Annotated in this window: 23 protein-coding genes; 13 read left to right on the forward strand and 10 right to left on the reverse strand. The window is 31.4% G+C overall.

Going from position 1 to position 20,789, the window contains the following annotated elements; all coding sequences use genetic code 11:
• Positions 1-46: 46 nt before the first annotated feature.
• The 3 genes from ASJ80_RS04460 (at position 47) to ASJ80_RS04470 (ending at position 2,691) form a co-directional block, all read left to right on the forward strand.
• Positions 47-1,210, forward strand: a complete 1,164-nt coding sequence (locus ASJ80_RS04460; protein ID WP_069585195.1) for an A24 family peptidase C-terminal domain-containing protein — start codon at positions 47-49, stop codon at positions 1,208-1,210.
• A 94-nt stretch (positions 1,211-1,304) separates the two neighbouring features.
• On the forward strand, positions 1,305-1,772 hold the full coding sequence (locus ASJ80_RS04465) for a class III signal peptide-containing protein (RefSeq protein ID WP_069585193.1): 468 nt from the start codon (positions 1,305-1,307) through the stop codon (positions 1,770-1,772).
• 31 nt (positions 1,773-1,803) lie between these two features.
• Positions 1,804-2,691 carry a DUF2101 family protein gene (locus tag ASJ80_RS04470; protein ID WP_069585191.1) on the forward strand — a complete coding sequence of 296 codons (888 nt, stop codon included), beginning with the start codon at positions 1,804-1,806 and terminating at the stop codon, positions 2,689-2,691.
• Positions 2,692-2,892: 201 nt separating this feature from the next.
• Here the strand turns inward: ASJ80_RS04470 and ASJ80_RS17840 are convergent, their stop codons facing one another.
• The 3 genes from ASJ80_RS17840 to ASJ80_RS04480 form a co-directional block, all read right to left on the reverse strand.
• On the reverse strand, positions 2,893-3,045 hold the full coding sequence (locus ASJ80_RS17840) for a transposase (protein ID WP_083241050.1): 153 nt from the start codon (positions 3,043-3,045) through the stop codon (positions 2,893-2,895).
• 353 nt (positions 3,046-3,398) lie between these two features.
• Entirely contained in the window at positions 3,399-3,551 is a 153-nt protein-coding gene (locus ASJ80_RS16615; protein ID WP_141705210.1) for a hypothetical protein, read from the reverse strand.
• 187 nt (positions 3,552-3,738) lie between these two features.
• A complete protein-coding gene (locus ASJ80_RS04480; protein WP_069585189.1) occupies positions 3,739-4,164 on the reverse strand; it encodes a TadE family protein in 426 nt (141 codons plus the stop codon).
• A gap of 220 nt (positions 4,165-4,384) precedes the next feature.
• Here ASJ80_RS04480 and ASJ80_RS04485 point away from each other — a divergent pair, with 220 nt between their 5' ends.
• The 7 genes from ASJ80_RS04485 to ASJ80_RS04515 all read left to right on the forward strand — a co-directional run bounded on the left by ASJ80_RS04485 (position 4,385) and on the right by ASJ80_RS04515 (position 11,217).
• Entirely contained in the window at positions 4,385-5,278 is an 894-nt protein-coding gene (locus tag ASJ80_RS04485) for a hypothetical protein (protein WP_069585186.1), read from the forward strand.
• Positions 5,278-7,428 carry a hypothetical protein gene (locus tag ASJ80_RS04490; protein ID WP_069585184.1) on the forward strand — a complete coding sequence of 717 codons (2,151 nt, stop codon included), beginning with the start codon at positions 5,278-5,280 and terminating at the stop codon, positions 7,426-7,428. Before ASJ80_RS04485 ends, ASJ80_RS04490 begins: the two co-directional genes overlap by 1 nt.
• Positions 7,429-7,438: 10 nt before the next feature.
• Entirely contained in the window at positions 7,439-8,521 is a 1,083-nt protein-coding gene (locus ASJ80_RS04495) for a hypothetical protein (protein WP_069585182.1), read from the forward strand.
• Positions 8,522-8,531: 10 nt separating this feature from the next.
• Positions 8,532-8,936, forward strand: a complete 405-nt coding sequence (locus ASJ80_RS04500; protein WP_069585180.1) for a hypothetical protein — start codon at positions 8,532-8,534, stop codon at positions 8,934-8,936.
• Positions 8,937-8,957: 21 nt separating this feature from the next.
• A complete protein-coding gene (locus ASJ80_RS04505; protein ID WP_069585178.1) occupies positions 8,958-9,377 on the forward strand; it encodes a hypothetical protein in 420 nt (139 codons plus the stop codon).
• Positions 9,378-9,732: 355 nt separating this feature from the next.
• Complete coding sequence (locus ASJ80_RS04510; RefSeq protein ID WP_069585175.1) at positions 9,733-10,527, forward strand: hypothetical protein; 795 nt, start codon at positions 9,733-9,735, stop codon at positions 10,525-10,527.
• 9 nt (positions 10,528-10,536) lie between these two features.
• Positions 10,537-11,217, forward strand: a complete 681-nt coding sequence (locus tag ASJ80_RS04515) for a diphthine--ammonia ligase (protein WP_069585172.1) — start codon at positions 10,537-10,539, stop codon at positions 11,215-11,217.
• 203 nt (positions 11,218-11,420) lie between these two features.
• Here the strand turns inward: ASJ80_RS04515 and ASJ80_RS04520 are convergent, their stop codons facing one another.
• From ASJ80_RS04520 to ASJ80_RS04530, 3 genes are all read right to left on the reverse strand, one after another.
• Complete coding sequence (locus ASJ80_RS04520; protein ID WP_069585169.1) at positions 11,421-11,807, reverse strand: RNA-binding domain-containing protein; 387 nt, start codon at positions 11,805-11,807, stop codon at positions 11,421-11,423.
• Positions 11,808-12,131: 324 nt separating this feature from the next.
• Positions 12,132-12,686, reverse strand: coding sequence for a nucleoside monophosphate kinase (locus ASJ80_RS04525; RefSeq protein ID WP_069585167.1), 555 nt, complete (start codon positions 12,684-12,686; stop codon positions 12,132-12,134).
• A gap of 54 nt (positions 12,687-12,740) precedes the next feature.
• Positions 12,741-13,490 carry a 4-phosphopantoate--beta-alanine ligase gene (locus ASJ80_RS04530; RefSeq protein WP_069585164.1) on the reverse strand — a complete coding sequence of 250 codons (750 nt, stop codon included), beginning with the start codon at positions 13,488-13,490 and terminating at the stop codon, positions 12,741-12,743.
• Between the two features lie 443 nt (positions 13,491-13,933).
• On the opposite strand from ASJ80_RS04530, the gene ASJ80_RS04535 reads away from it, so the two are divergent.
• The 3 genes from ASJ80_RS04535 (at position 13,934) to ASJ80_RS04545 (ending at position 16,024) form a co-directional block, all read left to right on the forward strand.
• Entirely contained in the window at positions 13,934-14,188 is a 255-nt protein-coding gene (locus ASJ80_RS04535; protein WP_069585162.1) for a hypothetical protein, read from the forward strand.
• 110 nt (positions 14,189-14,298) lie between these two features.
• Entirely contained in the window at positions 14,299-15,327 is a 1,029-nt protein-coding gene (locus ASJ80_RS04540; protein WP_069585160.1) for a M42 family metallopeptidase, read from the forward strand.
• A 436-nt stretch (positions 15,328-15,763) separates the two neighbouring features.
• On the forward strand, positions 15,764-16,024 hold the full coding sequence (locus ASJ80_RS04545) for a hypothetical protein (RefSeq protein WP_069585158.1): 261 nt from the start codon (positions 15,764-15,766) through the stop codon (positions 16,022-16,024).
• A gap of 42 nt (positions 16,025-16,066) precedes the next feature.
• On the opposite strand, the gene ASJ80_RS04550 is transcribed toward ASJ80_RS04545, so the two are convergent.
• The 4 genes from ASJ80_RS04550 to ASJ80_RS04565 form a co-directional block, all read right to left on the reverse strand.
• Positions 16,067-16,774 carry an ATPase domain-containing protein gene (locus ASJ80_RS04550; RefSeq protein ID WP_069585155.1) on the reverse strand — a complete coding sequence of 236 codons (708 nt, stop codon included), beginning with the start codon at positions 16,772-16,774 and terminating at the stop codon, positions 16,067-16,069.
• Between the two features lie 46 nt (positions 16,775-16,820).
• Positions 16,821-18,071, reverse strand: coding sequence for a methanogen output domain 1-containing protein (locus ASJ80_RS04555; protein ID WP_069585153.1), 1,251 nt, complete (start codon positions 18,069-18,071; stop codon positions 16,821-16,823).
• 78 nt (positions 18,072-18,149) lie between these two features.
• The gene (gene uvrC / locus ASJ80_RS04560; RefSeq protein WP_069585151.1) at positions 18,150-19,925 is read right to left on the reverse strand and encodes an excinuclease ABC subunit UvrC; all 1,776 of its coding nucleotides are present in this window, start codon (positions 19,923-19,925) and stop codon (positions 18,150-18,152) included.
• A gap of 71 nt (positions 19,926-19,996) precedes the next feature.
• Positions 19,997-20,722 carry a DUF169 domain-containing protein gene (locus ASJ80_RS04565; protein ID WP_245837451.1) on the reverse strand — a complete coding sequence of 242 codons (726 nt, stop codon included), beginning with the start codon at positions 20,720-20,722 and terminating at the stop codon, positions 19,997-19,999.
• Positions 20,723-20,789: the final 67 nt, after the last annotated feature.

Raw genomic sequence — 20,789 nt, forward strand, 5'->3', positions numbered from 1 at the left:
TATTTAATTCAAATATCTAATATCTACAACAGGTCAAGTGATTATCATGGTTTTCGATATACCTTTAGTCTGTACATTCATAGCAATTATAACATGTTTGTATGCAAGTTATACAGATTTAAAATCTGGAATTATCCAGAATAAACTTACTTTCTCATTAATTGGTTTAGGGATTATTCTAAATGCAGTATATGCATTTATGATTAATGATATCTGGTTTATTGTAACTGGTGTAATATTTACAGCGGTGATCTTTGCTCTGGGCTACATTTTCTGGAAATTAGGGGCATGGGCAGGTGGAGATGTTAAATTATTTACAGCACTGGCAGCTTTACTCCCTTTCTACCCATTAACTTTAAGTTACAATATATGGGGTGCAGCTTTCCCAATTGTTTCTATCTACGGGTTCCCTATTACTCTTATAATAAATAGTTTGCTTTCTATACTTCCTTTCCTCTTAATTTACGTGTTATTTATAGCAATACGGAGAAAACATTATCTTGTGGATGAATTATTGGCTCCAGTTAAAGAATATAAAAAGAATATTGTACTTGCACTGGTTACAACAGCAGCAGTTTCATTGACGTATATCATACTGCCTTATCTACCTTACAGGACAATAGTAGTTTCATTAGTTCTTATTATTGTCTTATCTTTCATTATCTCGAAACTGCCTGATATGGTAAAGGCTGTTATTCTGTTTTTCTTCACAGTATTTGCGTTATACACAAATATACAAGTAACAGTAATCGGTATAGTTGCTATATTCTTATCAATAACAGTTATTGGAATTATTAGAAAATTGATTACATCTGTAAATAGAAAAGCTCTCCAGGATGACTATGAAATTTCTGATTTAAAAGAAGGGATGATACCTGCTTATAACATGTATGAAAGGGCAGATGAAGTTTATGTGGATGATAAAGGTTTTTTTGATAAAATAAAAGAATCTTTAAAAAATGGGGATCCTACTGCGGGAATTACCGCCCATAAAGGTAAGCTTTTAATAAGTTCCATGGCAGCAGGTTTAACTGAAGATAATATAATTCTTCTTAAAAAGTTATTTGAAGAAAATAAAATAGATCCTAAAATTAAAATCAAAAGGGGAGTGCCGTTTGCACCTTCAATCTTGATAGGCCTTTTAATTTCCCTATTTATAGGAGATTTAGCTGTCATACTCCAGAAAACATTATATGTAATACTATATTGATTTATAGTATCATATAATAATTAATAGAACTTATCTTGAGATATGTACACTTAATTATTTATATAAGATATAAATAACATAAAAAGTGAGAAAAATGAGCATTATAAGACTTGATAATAGAGGGCAGATTTCTGCAGAATATCTATTACTATTCGTAGTAATTTTAACTGTATTTCTTTTTATGATAAACAATTTTATTGGGCCCACAATAGATGCAAGTAATAGTGTCTCAAAGGCATCAGATGCAAAAATAGCAATTGAAAGCATTGCAGATGCTGTAAATATTGTTTATGCTAATGGGCCGGGGGCTAAAAGGACAATAGATATTAATATTCCCCAAGATTTGGATTTAAACTTTAATACGGATAGTCAAATAGTTGAAACAACCATAAATAACTTGAATTATAATGGAAATCCAGCAAATTCTAAAACTTTAAACGCTAAAATAAATATTGCTGCAAATATAGATATAAGCCCTTCAACACTGCCTCTTTCAAAAGGTTGGCATACAGTTCAAGTGTACTGGAATACTACAACTAATAATATTACAATTACAGCATAAGATTATTATAGATAAAGCTAAGGAGATACCAATGAATATATTTGCTATATTTGGTGATTTGATTATAAGAATGTTTAATTTTGTTGGAAAGTTAATTTTAGAAATACCCAACATTCCAGATAAATTAAGGGGAATTAACTCTGAAAGTTTCAAAGAGAAAATAGATACTGAAAAAATCAGAGAGAATGTATCCCAAATAAAGAACGATGTAAAAATTAAAAATAATTCTTTAAAAATATCTAAAACAGAAGCTGCTGAAATATTTATTGTAAATAATAAAGAGAATATAGATAAATCGAAAGTACAGAGTTTTGAAATTAATAAAGATTTTACATCAAAACAAAAAGAAAGAACTGTATTTGTACTTCAGCTTTTATCACTGGGCTTTTTAGCTCTATCTATACTTTATTTATTTAACTTTTTATCATTTGTTATCTATTGTATTTTAGGAGTTTTGTTAGTTGGATGTATGGTGTATATTCTATTTTCCAAGGTCAAATTAATGTATCATGCTGATTTCAATGCTTATCGGGACTTCTTCTTAATGTATGTTGCAGCCGGCATAATTTTAGTCTTATTTGGTACTAATTCAAACTTAGTTATGGCATTTTCATTTGACTTTTTCCCATCGTTTACTGTTTTACTGTTTGCGGTGATATTTTCTATAGCTGTTTTTTTAATTTTTAGAATTAGATATCATCGTAATTATACCTATGGGACTGTAATTGAGGCAGGTAAAAAAACAGCTTATGTAACGGTAGATTATGATATTTGTTCAAATGTAAAGCCTGATACGTATATCGTAGACAACAGTTATGGTGCTAATGAAGGTGAAATAGTTAAACTTCAAGTAGAAGAAAAATTATTGAGTAGAAGTGGAAATAAACCTATTTGTATACTTGAAACTATAAATATGTAATATAATTTATCTTTAATTTCAAATTCTCTTTTTTTAACTTGGTACATTACCTATTTTTTTCACTGTTTATAAGAATTTTTGGATCCATTTTTCATAAATGATTTTTCTTGTATTATTTTTTAGAATATGTTTTTAAACGCTTTTTTTTAATTTTTTTGTCCTTAAAATTATCTTTATTGATATTATTCCTTTCATTTTTCTTTAGATATCTTCAATTGGATTTAAATCTGGAGAGTATGGTGGTAAAAACATTAGATTAATATTCAATATTTCAGCTATTTTTTGGACTAATTTAGTTTTGTGCATCCTGTAGTTATCTAAAACGATGTTTAATGCCTTTTCTTTTTTAAAAATTTGATTATTTCTTTTATTTAGATCTTATAGTATTTTATCTCATTTTATCTTGTCAATTTTGCGGATATTTGTTTATTTTTCTTTATGTATCGTTTTACTGATTTTTTGGATTTTTTCATTTGTGTTCTATTTTTTTTAATATTTCTCAGCATTATCGGGTTTTTTATCTTAAATAGAGAATGATTTATCATAATTTAAGTTTAATTTCTTTTTAGGTATCTCTTAAGCCTGTTTATGGGAATAATTAACACCATATTTATCTTAATTAATTTTTGAACCTCCTGAATACTGAATACTGTAATTCTTTTTAGAATTAATCAATTTCTCTTTTAACTCTTCAAATTGTTTATCTATTAAAAAATTAGTCTTCTACCATCATAATTAGAAATTAAACCATCAAAACCTTTTTCATTATATATTATTGGCCAATTAAAACCAGTTTCTTTAGTAACACCTACAAATTCCGCTGCATGAGAAATAGGATTATTCTGCATGACAAGTTTCAAAAAAATAGCCCTTTGGTTACCTTAACGTCAATTTTAAGCTTAGAAATAATCTCATCCAACTATTTAATCGACAAATGTTTTTCAATTTTAATTTTACTTTTCCCAGCTATAAAAAAATGTTTGTAACTAATCATTTAAAAAAAGTTTTGTAATACACTATTCTACAAAATTGGAAAAATAGTATAGTTCAACTTGAAACTATTGTAACGTTGTATCTGTGTCTGCTGGTTACAATGAAGTCGTCCTCTGAACTATTGCTCATATCACCATCGTTTCTGGTATATCCTTGAGCTGCAATTGAATTTAAAGTTCCATTTATTATAGACTCTGTTTGATTTTGAGATGGAGATCCTGAAAGGTCTATTTGAATAGTTACATTTTGACTCTTTTCATTTTCTAAGATTATATCCTTAACTCTCAAAGGATTCACAGTACCATTTAGGACAAGATCAGATGCTGTGTTCATAGCTCCTTCTCGTGCAGCTAGAGAAATAGTATTCAGTTCATTTTGTTCACCGATATATGGAACAAATATCAGTACTAGTACTAACATTAATGCAAGTATAAGGACAAATTCTATTGAAATCTGTCCTTTTTGATCTATTTCTTTCATAATAGTCTTATTTTTTTGTACTAAATTATATTTTTTACTATTTAATATTAGTAATACAATTTAAGCAGTTTATACACATTTAATTTAGTAGTATCTACATTTTTGCTATAATAATACTATTTTAAGATTGATTAAGATTTTACAAACATATATAAAGATTATTGGGCCATATAAAATATCAATTAGGATAAATACTGTTATATTGTAGGGGGCTCATATTTTGGGATTGATAAAAGATGATTCAAGAGGCCAAATATTTTCTTTGGATATATTAGTTGCTCTTATACCTCTTGTAATCATTTTGGGCATGGTGGGCTCGGATATGGATAATATACTTTACTTAACACAGAATACTGTCTTTCAAAGTTCTACAGAAAGGGTTGCTGCAGATGCTGCAAGTACTTTAATTGAAACATCTGGAACTCCTCCAGACTGGGAACAATCTGGAGATTCGGGAGTTGTTGGACTTGCAAAATATGATCCTGGCTTGAATATGTCTGTAGAAAATTATTTATCCCCTCATAAGCTCAATGCTTTAAATGAAACTCATATGGAAGAGTTACTTGGGCCTAACTATGGGTTTTATCTTAAAATTTCAAGGGCCGATGATAAATCTATTCTGGTTAGAAGTCCTATAGGGACTTACAACGACAGTGCTAAAAACATAGTGAAAGTTGAAAGGCTAGTAACAACATCTGGTTTACAATTGGAAACTTCATTGGAAGGGTTGATTAGAGCTACAGGTAAACCAAAAACTTATGAAACAAATTTTCTCACAGATAAAAACTATGTTGAGTCGTATGATTATTATGTTTTGGTTATAAATAGAGGATATAATTCAGTTATTATAAATGTTAATGGAAATCCTGTTGTACCTCATGATATAATAAAACAGGATGTTACTGAACATATAGAATTGATAAATGATACTTATTTAAAAAATGAAACGAACTTCTTAGATAATATAGTGAGCGTTACGGCAGAAAGTAATCCTGGAAATTCTATGGATGTTTATGTAGTATCTGCACCTAAAGGGACATCTGAAGATGAAATTGATTTGAATAATATTAAAGTAAGGAATTGTATTTTTGAATTGTACGTATGGGTGAAATGATGGATAATCGAGGGTTTATTTTTACCGCTGATGCAACACTAGCGTTGGTTATTTTTATGGTATTCAGTACTGCATTTGTATCATATTACTTTCTTCCAAATTACTTGGGAGATGATCACGAGCATCTTGAGAAATTAGCGGCAGATGCGCTGCAAGTATTAGAAAATGACGGTACACTTTATGTGGCTTCAAGTGAATATCAACTTTATGAAGATGCAAAAAACAGGGGAGACACTGTAGAAGCTCAAAAACACCTTACGAATGCCACAAACATTTTAAATGGTAATTTATCATATTTAATACCGGCCGACACAGGTTTTAGAATAACAATGAGTGATTATCCTTCAGTTGAAAATGATAGAGGGCTTCTATACGCTAATGATGTTGTATCTAGAGTAAATGTAATATCTGGACCAAAAGAAGGATGGATGGGTAGAGCATGGTATAAAGTGGAAAAAGCAGAATTTATAGATCAGCCTACAAATGTTACAACAACTTTATGGAACTTCCACAACTGGTTAACTAATTTTAATCCTTGGAACAATTATTATCATTTAGAAGATTACTCTTACTGGGGTAAAGGAAGTTCTGCTCAAAATATAGATTTTTCTGTACCAGATAATGCAGTGATTAACGGACTTACTTTTTTATTAGGTTCTTCCAGCAGTCAAAGTAAAGGTAAGTCCTATGCAGCAAATGTAGTAATAAATGGTAATTATAATATTATAAAAAATTCAAGTTTTACTTTCTTAAATTTTAGGCCTGGAACTCAGCAAACAATGTATAATTATCAGGTATTTCCTAATTATGGGCAAATTCACACGGGAGTGAATGGTTTTTATGTTAATTTCATTAATGCAACAAGATACAATGATATGCCTTGGTTTGCATTAATTGCGAATTATACTACTACATTTAAAGTTCCACAGGGAGTTTTAAATGATCAATTTAATTTTACAGATGCTGCAGGGTTAGCTGTGCCAAATGCTCAGGATTTAAGCGGGGATGGACACTCTAATGAATATGGAAGAATTTATTATTTAAGTAATGGGTCTATGTCTTCTTTTACAGACAGGAGAGTAATGAGCTGGAGTACATTTTCTTCAATAGATCGAAATGAACTGGATGAGTATGATAATGGAGTCCCCTTTGTTATTGATAATGTAAATGGAGAAGATGGATCTGCAGTAAGTGTTGTGCAAGAATTTGATATACCCTCAGATAATGTCCGGATCCTTGATGGATATGTTGTACTAAATACATTTGGGGCTGTAGATAATGCTATGGTTGAGGTATGGGATGGAACTCAATGGAGAACAGTTTTCTGTTCATTTGATTTCAAAGAAACTCCATCTTCCATATCTACAACAGATTATAGTAAAATTGGAGATGGTTATGGTAATATTCCAGGTATTTTATATATTGGAGATAAATTAAGAACAGGCCACAATAAAGTCAGAATAACGATATGGGATCAGGTCCCAAGTTCTGATTATGATTTGGTAGGGCTTGTTAATTCATATACTCATGTAAGTTATACTAGATTACCAATAAGATGGGAAAATTTTGCATATAATAGTTATCAGAACGAGGGTAATACTTATAGTTCAACACGTACATTTTCAACTGATGATAATGCTAGGGAAGTCTATTTATTTGTAAGTGCAGGAAGTGATGCAAGACATATAACTATTGATGTTAGAACTCCTTCAGGGGGTAGCTGGAAAACAGTATATGACAGTGATACTATCCCTTATTATATAAATTTAGCACAATTAGATGCTGGAAAAGGATATCACATCTTTACAAATGGTGATGCAGGAAATTATACAATTAAAAAAGGGACTAATTACAGAACGAGGGTAACTGTTACCAGCTCTTCAAATGAATGGGAATCAGGAGATAATGACGCTGAAATATTTTCAGGTACAAGAGTATCAGTTTTATATCCTGAATTTTTACAGAATATGTGGACTACATCATATTCAAGTGATCCTAACGTTGCAAAACAACAAGCTCAACAGGATCTAGTTAATAGACTTACTCAATCAGGTATTACTCCTGATCCCGATTTAATTAGAAGTGAAGCTCTATATACTGGTGATTTACCAAATTCAATTCCTGTAAGATTAGATTTATGGAAACATTGAGGAGATTAGAATGGACGAAAAAGGATATGCATTCACCCCTTTGGTTTTTTTACTTTTTATACCTATTATGATAATTGCAGTTGATTTTGATGATGTTGTTCATGAAGCGAATTCAATAGTGGCTATTGCAATGGGGGGAGATGTAACTTATTCTACAGTAACTAATATAATATCCGCTACTGAAAAAGGTGGACAAGATGCAGGTAGGAGTGCCGCCTACAATGCAACAAGAGTGGTAATAGATAAAAGTAGTAATCTTAGCAATCCTAATCCATTCTTTGCAAGTGGTCAAAGTAAAAAGTATATTATAGATAATACATTACCTGTTTTAAATGCTAACGTTATTGCTACATGTTTAGATATGGAAAAACAAACTGGAAGAGAAATTTATATTAATAATATTAAAATCACCAATTATACCAACGCAACATTTAGTGCTAGCGATATAACTATAACTCAAACAGAACCGTTCGGATTTTATATTAATTTAAGGGGAGGAATACCCATAAAAGTCGTACAAAAAGATCAAGTTTATGAAGGAACATTACCATCAATTTCATCTTATGTATCTATTAGGGGTATGGAAGATCCATATATTTGGGTCAATTCTAAACAAAGAACAAGTAATATTATCTATGAATATCCTTATTATAAAGATTATGAGAATTCATATTTTTTCGATGAAAACGTAAGTGTGGATGACCACAGATTAAACTTTTTATGGGAATGCTTAAATGGTACTGATAATCCAAGCCAAATTACTCCACGTCCTTATTATTTCCCAGATCCTCTTGGTGGATTAACATTTTTTGATAGACTAGAAAACAGAAGTACATCCAGTGATTCAAATAATAAGACATGGATGAGTACATTTATTCTTGGAGATCCATTGAAGGATGAACATGCTGGTAATGAAATTGTATCAAGATTGGATCACGAATATTTCAGTGGTGTTACTACAAATGTTGGCCCTATATACATAGGAACAGGAAATGATAAAGAACCAATGCAAGATTCATCCGGTACGGCTGTATTTTACCTATCAAAAAAATATAAAGATTTCTTTGGTCTGGACGATTGGTATAACAATTAGGTGATTAAAATTGCTCTTAGATAAGAATGGACAAGCAAGTGCAGAATTAATATTTGTAACTGTAATATTTTTAGTTATTGCTGCAGGTATGATTCAATTAACAGGTTCTGAAATGAATAAAGCAGATACTGGAAGCATTGCTCAAGTTAGGATGATAGGTGAATCTGTAGCTGAAACTATTAATACAGTTTATATAAATGGAAATGGATATTCCATTAATTTAACTATGCCTAATAAGACGTTTGATTATACTGCATATGTATCTGGTGCTGGAAATATAAGCATGGAGTATAATAACCAGAATATTACAATTAAACTGATACCTGTTAACAGTACTGAGCCTGTTACTATAAGCCCTGGTCAAAGTTATATAGTTAAAAATGTTAATGGCACAATAACATTTACTCAAAGTTAAATTATTTAATCGGTGATTTCTATGGATCTAAAACCCGGATGGGAAAAAAAAGCTTTAATTGTAGTAGCTATAATTTTTGTTATTATTGTAGTTTATGCATTTAATCCGTTTCACAGTAATTCTAATGTAGAAGTTCAAAATGAATCTACAGATAATGCAGTTGCAGCACCTTCAGCTCCCGCTGTGACAACTAATAATTCTACAGCAAATAACACCACGGTTAATTCAACAAATAACGGTACATTTCAAATATCTGCAGATGTAGCTAAGAATATAGCTGCAGGAGCTTATCCGGGCTATACTGCAGGACAACCAACTCAAGGAAATGTTACTATAAACAGTACTTTGTATTCTGTATGGATAGTTCCTATTACTCAGGCATCTATAACTAAGAAGGTTTATGTTGATTTATCCACTGGGACAGTAGTTGGAAATGCATAACCTGAATATAGATGTAAATTTATTTTTCAATTATTTTTCCATTTTTTTTATTAAAAGTATTATAATGGCTTAAAATGAATTTAGTTATTTTAACTATTTTTGAAAATAAATTAGAGGATTAATTCACTTATACTATGGTTAGTACAAAGTTAAATAATTAAAAAATTTTATAAGTGTATATTGATAAAATATAATAAATTATTATTTGGGATTTCTCTGGCATGAAAATATTTGTTCTCATTTAGAAAATAAAAGTGCAGTAGCAAAAAAGATATATGTTGATTTATCAAAGGAATAATAGTTGTAAAGTGAAACTTAGTGTAATACAGAGATTGAATAGTCGTGGGACGTAATCATGGAAACTATCGCAGTTATATTAATGGTTGTATTATTTTTAGTACTAATGGTATTTGTATTTTCAACTGCTCTTTTAACGCCAATTATAGGCAAAAAAAATCTTATATTTGTAGTATTAATGGGTTTTATAGTAGGTATCATTGGCGGGGCATTTTTCATATCTCCAATAATGGATGATATCCCCAATATTGCTTCTGCATTTTATCAGAGTACATCTACGGATTTAGATACTATATATTTAGATATTCCAGATAGTGTAGATGTTAATCAGTTTATAAATACTGTAAAAGATATAGATGGAGTTAAGGGCGTTAATGTGACAGGAATAACGATTAAAACGTCAGGTTTCTCTGATTATTGGAAAAATACGCTTCCAGATCGTATACCTGCTTCAAATACTAATATAACATCGGTACAGATTCAGGGAAATGATACTTTAAATATCCAGATTCAAAATGGAAGCAATGCTAAAGATACAATTAAAAGTTTAGATGACTGGCTGATGTTAATAGCCGGAATAAGTTCATCATACAGTGCTGTGCATGTAACTGTTCAAGCTGATCCTTCTAAAACTGATCAGGTTAGAGATCAACTGTCACAAACTGTAGTAGTAACAAGTATAGAGGGCCCTACACAGGATAAAATCAATTCTTTAAAGGCAATACTTCCAAACCAATCCAATGTAGTCATTTTATGTGGATTTATTGGAATGTTTGTTGGCTTAGCAGGGGTATTTATAGATAGCATTCTTGGTATTTTTGAAAATATCAAGGGAAAAGTAGTTAAAAAATGAGGAGTGAATATGAAAGCAGCAGTTCTTTTTTCAGGGGGTAAAGACAGTACCATGGCAGCATACAGTGCCATTAAGGAGGGACATGAGGTGGAGTATCTTGTTTCGGTATTTTCGGATAATCCTGCATCGTACATGTTCCATGTTGCAAATATACATATTACAGAACTTTCAGCTGAAGCAATGGGAATCAAGCTCATTAAAAAAGTTACAAAGGGAATTAAAGAAGAAGAATTAGAAGATCTTAAAAATATTCTAATTGAATTGAAAGATAAAGGGATCGAAGCTATTTATTCAGGTGCTCTTTTTTCTGTATATCAAAAGTCAAGAATAGATGCACTCTGTGGAGAGTTGGGGCTTGAATCATGCGCGCCACTATGGCATAGAGATCCTACAGAGTACATGGAAGAGATCATTGACCTTGGATTTGAGGTTATAATAACTAGTGTAGCTGCTGAAGGCTTTGATGAGTCATGGCTTGGTAGAAAAGTTGATAATGACTCTCTCCTTGAGATTATTGAACTAAATAAAAAATATAAAATACACATTGGCTTTGAAGGCGGTGAAGCTGAAACTCTTGTTTTAAATGGTCCTATCTTTAATAAAAAAATTAAAGTGATGGAATCAGAAAATATTTGGGAAGGAGACAGCGGTTATTTTTTAATTAAAAAAGCTGAATTAGAAGAAAAATAAATTAATCAGTTTTATTACTTTTTTTAAATTATATTGATTCTAAATTTCAAAATAGCGATTTTAAATTTGTTTTTAATCTCCACAACGTAAAATTAGAAGAAAAATAAGTTTTTGCAAATGTTGCGTCCTTAAATTAAATTTATTAAAAACAAACATTAATTGATTCTTTATTAAATTAGTTCAAAATTATCAAGAATCTATTTTTAGACACTTTTAATTTCTGGAGCGATCCAGTCTATAAATCTTTGAACATCATTAGTTTCAATTTCAACGTCAATTTCTCCCAGTGGAGATAGATCATCTTCTACAAAATTTGGAACCCCAACGAACGCTGCCTGTTTACTTAATTTGAAATGAATTTTATTTGCACCAATTCCTTTTAACATCATTTTCCTGGCAACACTTCTGATTTTCCTTTCCTTGAGTTCCTTACGTAAATTTGTAATTGATTCTTTTTCACCAGATACAAGGACATAATTTTCTCCTATTTCCATATCATCATAATCAAACATGTTTTTCAGTGTTTTGGTGACTTTATCAATATCTTCTGTGGGATTCAATTCAGTCTTAGCATATATCTTACAGTTCATCTTTATAAACTCCTGCTGGTGTGAATTAATTTTTAGATTTTTTAACATGGAAAATCTTCGATTTTCGGTGTTTGAGAAACTATGTTTCTCAACCGCAAAAACCTGCGGTTTTTGCATGTAAAAAACAAATCGAAAATTGTAAATTTTTAGAAAATACCATGTATTTTCTAACTCTTAAAACTGTCGTTTCAAGTTTACGAAACTTCGTTTCGTAATTCCCAAAAAATTCTATGAATTTTTTGAGGATTTCGATTAATGTTTTTTAACATCGAAAATCTTCGATTTTCGGTGTAAAAACCACAAGCAAAAATTTACAATTTTTGCTTAGTGTTTTTTAACTTCATTTTTTAATATGTTGCGTATTGAATTTTTAAACTTCCAGACTGGCCCTTCATTTACTATCATATAATCTGATGTGGCTATAACGTTACCTATCCCAAATTTAAGTTCTCTATTATCTCTTTTTTTGAATTCTGCTACATTACTGGAATCATCTTCTCTTTTTCTTCTTTTTAACCTACTAAAGCGTGTTTTGGGGCTGGAATGGATAGCGATAATTTTAAATGTTTTAAAATTTTTCTTAAATATTTTTACTTCATACGGGCTTCTTATACCTTCGATTATAAATTTTAATTCACATTCTGCATTTTCATCATTTGAATGCTCTTTAATTAGTTCTACACATCTTTCTGCAACTACATAGTCGCCATACTCTTCACGTAGTTTAACTGCAGTTTCCCCAATTTCAGCGTTTCTTTTTATTGCTTCATCTCTTATAACATCGCCCATTCGTATTATATTGACATCCATATTCTTAGCAACTCTTGCTACGATGCTCTTACCTGATCCTGGTAGTCCTGTTACTCCTATTACCTGCATGATCTCACTCTTTAATGATTTCAGTGATAAGTCCATTGTTTTGAAATTTCATCGTTATTCAAATTCATTAATGGAATTTAGCATAATCTTCAATGATTCTTTAAGGTTATTAATATTGTTAAAATTATCCATCAGTTTTTTTAGTTCATCTGGGTTCTTAGTCTTAAGTTTATTTACTTTACGGGTAAGACACGGCATTGCCCTTGTAATATTGTCGACTATAGTTAATGATGCGGTTTTAGCTGTACGTGATAATGGATTTAAGTCTACAGCTATTACAAATTTACCTTCATTTACCAGCACTTCTGTTCTGTCACCATCTTCCAGTGGAACCAGTATCACATCTGCTTTATACATACCTTCAGGGCTGACGCTTCCCCTCGGACTATCCAGGCCTTCAATATGTTTGAAATCTTCCTCTTCTGTACCTAAAATTTCTCCGGCTCCCTGATCTTTTAAAAATTTCCATATGGTTTTAACTCTTTTAGGAGTTCGGTAAAAAAGGTTTATCTCAATTTTTGCACCTAAAACTTCTGCTAATTTTACAACATGCTCTGGAACAAGGGCAGTGGTGTTACCATTTACAGATATAACTGGATTTTTTGCAAGGATTAAAGCTGCAGCCGCTGCTTCTATAGCTTTTTCAGCTGTTTCAGTTGTTTTTTCTCCAATTAAATAATCAAAAGCTTCGCCTCTTCCATGGGCTATCATTCCAGAATCGGCTAAAATTCCAGATTTATATGCATTTACAATTTTATCTCTTGAAAGTAAAGATTTATATCTTGGATGGCTCTTTGGTATCATATTAATTAGTCCTGTAAAATTTAATTAATCAGTAAAAATTCTATATCATGGCTATTTTATTATATTAATAAAGTATGGGGGATTATTTAATATCCAAGTGTCTGTATAATTACCGATACTTCTATTAACCCAGATATGATTTTATAAGATAGTCAAAAAGATCTATATTCCTAATTTTTTGTTACATTAACTATTGTATAAACACATACTTATAGCCTCAGAGTTTAACATAATTAATTGAAATGCACTCCAGGTTTTTCTGTTAATTAATTTTCATAAAAATTTTAATTACAGCTTTTCTGTTTATAATATGGCCTTAATTAAATATTTAAACTAGCAAGTCATATATGAAACATATTTAAAAGAAATTAAAACTATTATATGAATTGTTTTAATGCAAAGATATTTTTAACCAGTATGATATAAAATAATATGGGGATAACATGAAAGAAAGAATAGAAATAAACAGGCCAGATAATGATAATGAACCAATTGGAAGACCTGAGGGAAGAGAAATAAAAAAAAACAGAGTTAACAAGTGGGGCGTATATCTAAGTATCATTGTTATTGTGGCTGGTTTAATTTGGTATGCTATAAACATGGGATATATTCCTATGGAATTTATAAAACAGCAGGCCGGCCCAATTTTAGTCGTGCTGATTGGACTATTAATTTTAATAAAATCACTATCTAGATAAGATATTTTTAGAAAAAATTGTTTAAGTACTAAATTTGGACATTTTTTGAACTAAATAAAATTTGAGGTTAATGAAATCTTGTTTAAACCACAAAGGTAAGAGGCGTTTATATGAAAGGTATATTAGAAAAATTATCAAATGCAGCTGGAGTATCCGGTTTTGAAGAAAATATTCGAGAAATTATAACAGATGAAGTAAAAGACTATGTGGATGAAATCGAAACCGATAATCTTGGTAACCTCATAATGGTTAAAAAAGGGAAAGAAAATGGGAAAAAGATAATGCTTGCAGCCCATATGGATGAAATTGGGCTGATGGTAAGGTATATTGATAAAGATGGATTCATTAAATTCTCTAAAATTGGAGGAATAAATGACCAGATGCTTCTAAATCAGGAAGTTTATATCTACACAGATAATGGAAAAGTTCTGGGAGTTTTAGGTTCAAAACCACCCCACAGGATGAAAGCAGCAGAGAGAAAAAAAGCTGTTGAATATGAGAATATGTTTATAGACATCGGGGCAAAGGACAAAGAAGAAGCAGAGAAAATAGTCAATGTTGGTGATGTTGCAACAATCAAACGTGAATTTTCCACACTTAGAGGTTCTATTGTAGCAGGAAAGGCATTTGATAATAGGGTAGGCTGTTTAGTGCTTATTGAAGTTATGAAAAGGATTAAAAGCGACGCTACCATATATGCCGTTGGAACTGTACAGGAAGAAGTTGGACTTAAAGGAGCAAAAACTTCAGCATTTAAAATAAATCCTGATTTAGCTATAGCTTTAGATGTTACAATATCTGGAGACCACCCTGGAATTAAGGAAGACGAAGCCCCTGCAAAACTTGGAGGCGGACCGGCTATAATTTTAACTGATGCCAGTGGAAGAGGTATAATAACCCATTCTAAAGTCAAAAAGCTCCTTATTGAAGCAGCGGAAAGAGAAGAAATTCCATACCAGCTTGAAGTAAGTGAAGGCGGTACCACAGACGCAACAGCAATTCACCTTACAAGGGAAGGAATTCCTACAGGTGTTTTATCAGCTCCAACAAGGTATATTCACACACCGGTTGAGGTTGTAGACCTTGATGATGTTGAAAACACTATAAAATTACTGGTAGCTGCACTTGAAAATGCTTAAAAATTAAACGTTATAATTTAATTTTTTTATTTTTAAACACAATTTTGTTTTTAAATCATTTAAAAATAGAATTAAAGTATAGGAATCCTTTTCTAGGAATTATTAAAATTAAGTTTTATATATTAATTATTTTGCGCTCATGCCCCGAATGTTGTGTAAATAATATCACTTCACTCGTGTGTCTGGTTAAATAAATTGTATTTTTTTAAGATAAATCCCATATAATCAATTAAAACTACAAGTTAATACAAAGTATAACTCATACACAGGATCATAGACATGAGCGTTATTTTGAATATGTAACTTTATTTAGTTTGTATCAAGTATAATTTTTCATATGTTAAATATGAGTTTAATAAATATAGTTTATATAGCACGTTGTAACCTATTTTCAAGTTACTGTGTACTATAGACTATTATGAATATGGTGGTTAAGTTGGTAGAGCATGAACATAATGATATAGATTTAAATGAATTTGAAGAAGGAAATAAAGAACTGGAAGAACATCTAGCTAAAAACAAAGAAGAAGCACTTGTTGTTTTAAAGAAATTATTTAAGCCTTTATATGGGGATAAATGGAGTAAAGAACAAGATGAAGATGTGGAGTTGTTGTTAAAATCTATAAAGGATATGGCGGTATGCGAAGCTTTGATTGATGTTAGGCTCGCATTTTTAAATTATGGAGACGAAGAGTAATTAAAAAAGTAGAATGGTAATGTAAATTAGATATAACTATGCTTATTTAGGTTCTGAACTGGATAATATTTCAATTCCATTTGAATTTATTTCATAGGTCATGAATTGAGTAGGTGTTTTAGTGCTCCTCATTTTTACGATATCCATTACTCTTTCCCTACGGCCAGTGTATGGATTTTCACGTTTCATAAGATTTATAGCTCCATAAACTGAAAATAATGCCAGTTCATTGAATTCATGGGAAGTAGCACTGTCAAGTATCACAAGTGCAGTAATGTCCCTCTTTTTTAGTTCATATACCAGCAGATCGAAGCGGTCTCTGAATTCGTAAGGTGTTAACTTAGCGGTGTAACTTCCAAGGCTGTCTAAAATAATGACTTCAATATCTTCAGGAATATTTTGTAGAATTTTAGCGAAGTTGCCCTTCATAGTACCAATATCTATACTCATTGCAGCCTCAGTTACCTTGGCTCTGGCTCCTGCCAGTTCAATGAAATTTAAAAGACCGTTTTCCTGGAATTTTTCTAAATTCCAGTTGAAAGAGTTACCCTGCGTATTAAGATCATGAGCATCTTCTTCTGTAGTTATGTATGCTGTTTTAAGTCCTTGATCACAACTGTTTTTTGCAAAATGAAGTCCAAATATTGTTTTTCCGGAACCTGCATCCCCTGTAAGAAGCATCGTCCTACTTGCCGGAAATCCTCCGGTAATGTGATCTAATACTGATATACCTGTTTTTACTCTTTCCAATGTTATATCTCCTTTAACTCTATATAAATAAAATAAGTTAACTTCATTATTTAAGTATATGGTCTTTAGCCAGTATAAATTCAAATGTACATTTATTTGAACCTTCAGCCATGCATGATATCTGTTCCACATTGCCTTTAATAGATGTCCATGTAAAACTACGTAATATAATTATTCTACATATCATGCAGAACATAGGACTGTATTCTGCTTCTTTTTCCCAGGGACAATTTGAAAATTTAAGATAATTTTGGTGATTTTCTAATGTAGCCTCTGCTTCAATACCCAGATTTGATAGAAATCCTTTTATCCATTTAGTATAATAATTTAAGATATTTTCATTTAAATTGGGCGTACCTTCTTCAAACTTTGGTTTCATATTTATTTCAAAACGGTCAGAAAAACTTTTTGCAATATTATTTCTTATGTGGGGGGGTATATTTGATGCAAATACAGGCATAGCACTTAAAAGAAAACCGAAAAGCTCACCTCTAGCTTTTTCTTTTAAAAGCTGTTCTTTTTCTTTTTCAGCACTTTTACGTTCGGTTATATCCTGAAATATAAGTACAATACCATTTATATTATTTTTATCATCTTTAATAGGGGAGCTTGTGTTATCAATTGGTATCTGTCTCCCATTTTTAGTTATCAAAATAGTGTGGTCTTTTATACCAGTTATGGAACCTTTTTGAAGCACTTTTGTAACTGGACTTTCTACAGGATTGCCAGTTTCTTCATTAATAATTTTAAAAATATTTTCCAATGGGTTTCCTAAAGCTTCATCCTGTTTCCATTCTGTTATCTTTTGAGCAATGGGGTTCATAAATGTGATATACCCATTTTTATCCGTGGTAATTACAGCATCACCAATACTCTCAAGAGTTGTAGAAAGCCATTTCTCATTTGCTTTTAATTTGCTTTCCATTTCATACTTGTAGAGCGCAACTTCAATGGCACTGTGCAGTTCTCTATCTTCAAAGGGTTTAATGATGTAACCAAAAGGACCTGTTATTTTAGCTCTCTTAAGGGTTCTTTCATCTGAATATGCTGTTAAATATACAACAGGGATATCAAAATTATCTTTTATTTGTTGGGCAGCATCAATACCGTCCATTTCTCCTTTTAGTACAATATCCATTAGTACTAGATCCGGATTAGTTTCTGAAGCTTTTTCTACAGCTTCTTCACCTGAAGACGTGATTGCAGGCACGATATAACCCATATTTTCCAGCCGGTCTTTAATATCCATGGCTACAATACTTTCATCTTCAACTACAAGAATTTTAAAAGACGCCATAATGCATAGTATTTTAATGCTTTAAATATATTAATATTGCCTTTTGCACACAATCATAATGGGTTTACAAGATTTGTATCAAGCAGTAGTACTTTTATGGAGATGTTTATATATGGTAAATGCTAAGTTTTTATTAATGCTTTCAACACTTGCCAGTTCTTCAACACTGGCATTTTTTATGCCATTGATGTCTCCAAAATGTTTAAGAAGTTTTATTTTCCGTTTTTCTCCTACTCCCCTTATTCCATCGAGTACAGAATACTTCAATTCGCGAGATCTAAGTTTTTTATGGTAAGTAACTGCAAATCTATGTGCTTCATCCCTTATTCTCTGCAGGAGATGTAATGCTTCAGTATTTCTAGGTAAAATTATGGGGCTTGAATTATTTGGGACAAATACATGCTCAAATTCTTTAGCTAACCCAATAGCAGGTATATCATCCAAATTAAATGATTTTAAAACATTTACTGCCACGTTGAGCTGTCCTTTTCCTCCATCTACTATGATAAGATCTGGTTTTTTATCATTATCTCCAATAGCAATCTTGCTGTACCTTCTGCTTAAAACATCTCTCATCATGGCATAATCATCAGGACCAGGAATGTCTACTTTAAATTTTCGATATTTACTTTTTTTAGGCATACCGTCTTCAAAAACAACCATGGATCCAACTGCATGTTTGCCGCTGATATTTGAAATATCAAAACATTCAATATGTCTTGGAATTTTGGGAAGTCTAATATATTTTTTAAGATCCAGCAAAGTATTTCGGACTTCTTTTTCCTGATTCTTAATTATTTCTGCATTTTTAGCGACCATCTGAACTAAACGGGTTTCTGTTACATTTTTAGGAGTTCTAAGAGCTACTTCATATTCCTGGTTGGTAGACAGCCATTCTTCAATCAGATCCTTTTCATCAGGTTTGTACTGTATAATAATTTCTGATGGCACATGTCTTGGGCTCATATAGTACTGTTTTAGAAATGCTGAAAGTATTTTATCAGGTAATGTGCCTTCAGTTCCGCTCATTAAGAAATCGTCTTTTCCGATGATTTTACCGTCTCTTATGGAAAATACAACTACACAAGCTAATTTTTCATCGTATGAACAGGCGATTACATCCTGTTCAAGGCCTCTATCAAATTCTATTTTCTGTTTTTCAAGGATGCTGTCTACAGATAAAATTTGATCCCGCAGTACTGCCGCCTTTTCGAATTCATGGTTCTCTGCAGCTTCCCTCATCATCTCATGTAACATATCAATTATTTTATTATATTTGCCCTCAAAGAACAGGTTAATTTTCTCCACGATTTCATTGTAAGATATTTCAGTAATTTTGCCTCCGCATGGAGCACTGCAAAGATGAATTTGATAGTTGAGACAGGGGCCGTCCATTTTCCTGCAGGCCCTTATTTTAAAAATAGCTTTTAATGATTTAACCATTCTTCTTACGGATCCAACATCTGTAAATGGTCCGTAGTAAAATGCGCCATCATCTCTAACATTTCTTGTAATTAGAATCCTAGGAAACTTTTCGTTGGTTATTTTAATGTAGGGATATCTTTTGTCATCCTTTAATCGAATGTTATACTTTGGTTTGTACTTTTTTATAAGATTGGATTCCAGAATAAGTGCTTCTTTTTCTGTATCTGTTATAATATACTCTAAATTATGAAAATGACTCATGAGCAATTTTGTTTTTAAAGGTAATTCTGATCTGCTGAAATAAGATTTGACTCTTTTAATTAATGATTTAGCCTTTCCAACGTAGATTACATCGTCATCAATATTTCTCATTATATATACGCCGGGTTTATCAGGCAAATTATCAGGGTTACTGCAACGATTTGACATTTAATCGCCTCTTGTATTTTTAATGGTCTTTGAATGCAATAAAAAAAGAAACACTGATTTTAAGTGTTATTTTAAGAAATTATATTATCTCTTGTTTTAGGAAAAGCAACTTGCGGTCTTTTTACAGCGAAGGAATTATTCAAATCTTCATGCATCCCTTCTGCAATTTTTAATGGTATGCCAATAACCATGTATTCTGGAGGGAACCATACATTTCCAGTTGGATCTACAGGGCCTACAAATGCAGTATCTTTTGGAGCTTTTTCAGCCATTCCTGCAGGGTAAGTAACAAAAGTCGCACATGAAGGACCAAAAGCCATATTAATTGCATTAAATGGGTTTTTAGTTCTAAAGTGTATAATACTGCTTAAATTTCTTATTTGTTCTCCATTACCGAAGCAGATGATTGATTTAACATCAGTATTATTTTCTATATCTTCACATCTCCCTATTATAAGGTATTTTCCGAGTGGTTTTATTTCTCCAATGGATTCTAAAAATCCTTCAACATACTCAGGTCCAGCTTTAAGATATTCTGCTTCCCCACCTCTAAATTTTTCATTTCCTGTAGAAACGAAGTATTTAATGAATTTGAGGGGTTTAGTGAATCCTAAATATGTCATTGATCCAGGACAGCAGCCTTTAAGGGTATCCTTGCCAATATATAATGGAGGTTGATCTTCATTTATAGAAGTTAACATTATGGCTTTAGCAACACAGGCATCAAGAGAACACATTGGCACTGCCCCTTCAGGGATTGTTTCGCAACTATAAACAGCTAAAGGGCTTGTACTCAACTTTCCACCAATTTTAAGACTCTCTCCAATTTTTTTTATGGAACTATTTTCCGTTTTAACCACCTCA

Source organism: Methanobacterium bryantii, assembly GCF_002287175.1.
Lineage (GTDB): Archaea > Methanobacteriota > Methanobacteria > Methanobacteriales > Methanobacteriaceae > Methanobacterium_D > Methanobacterium_D bryantii.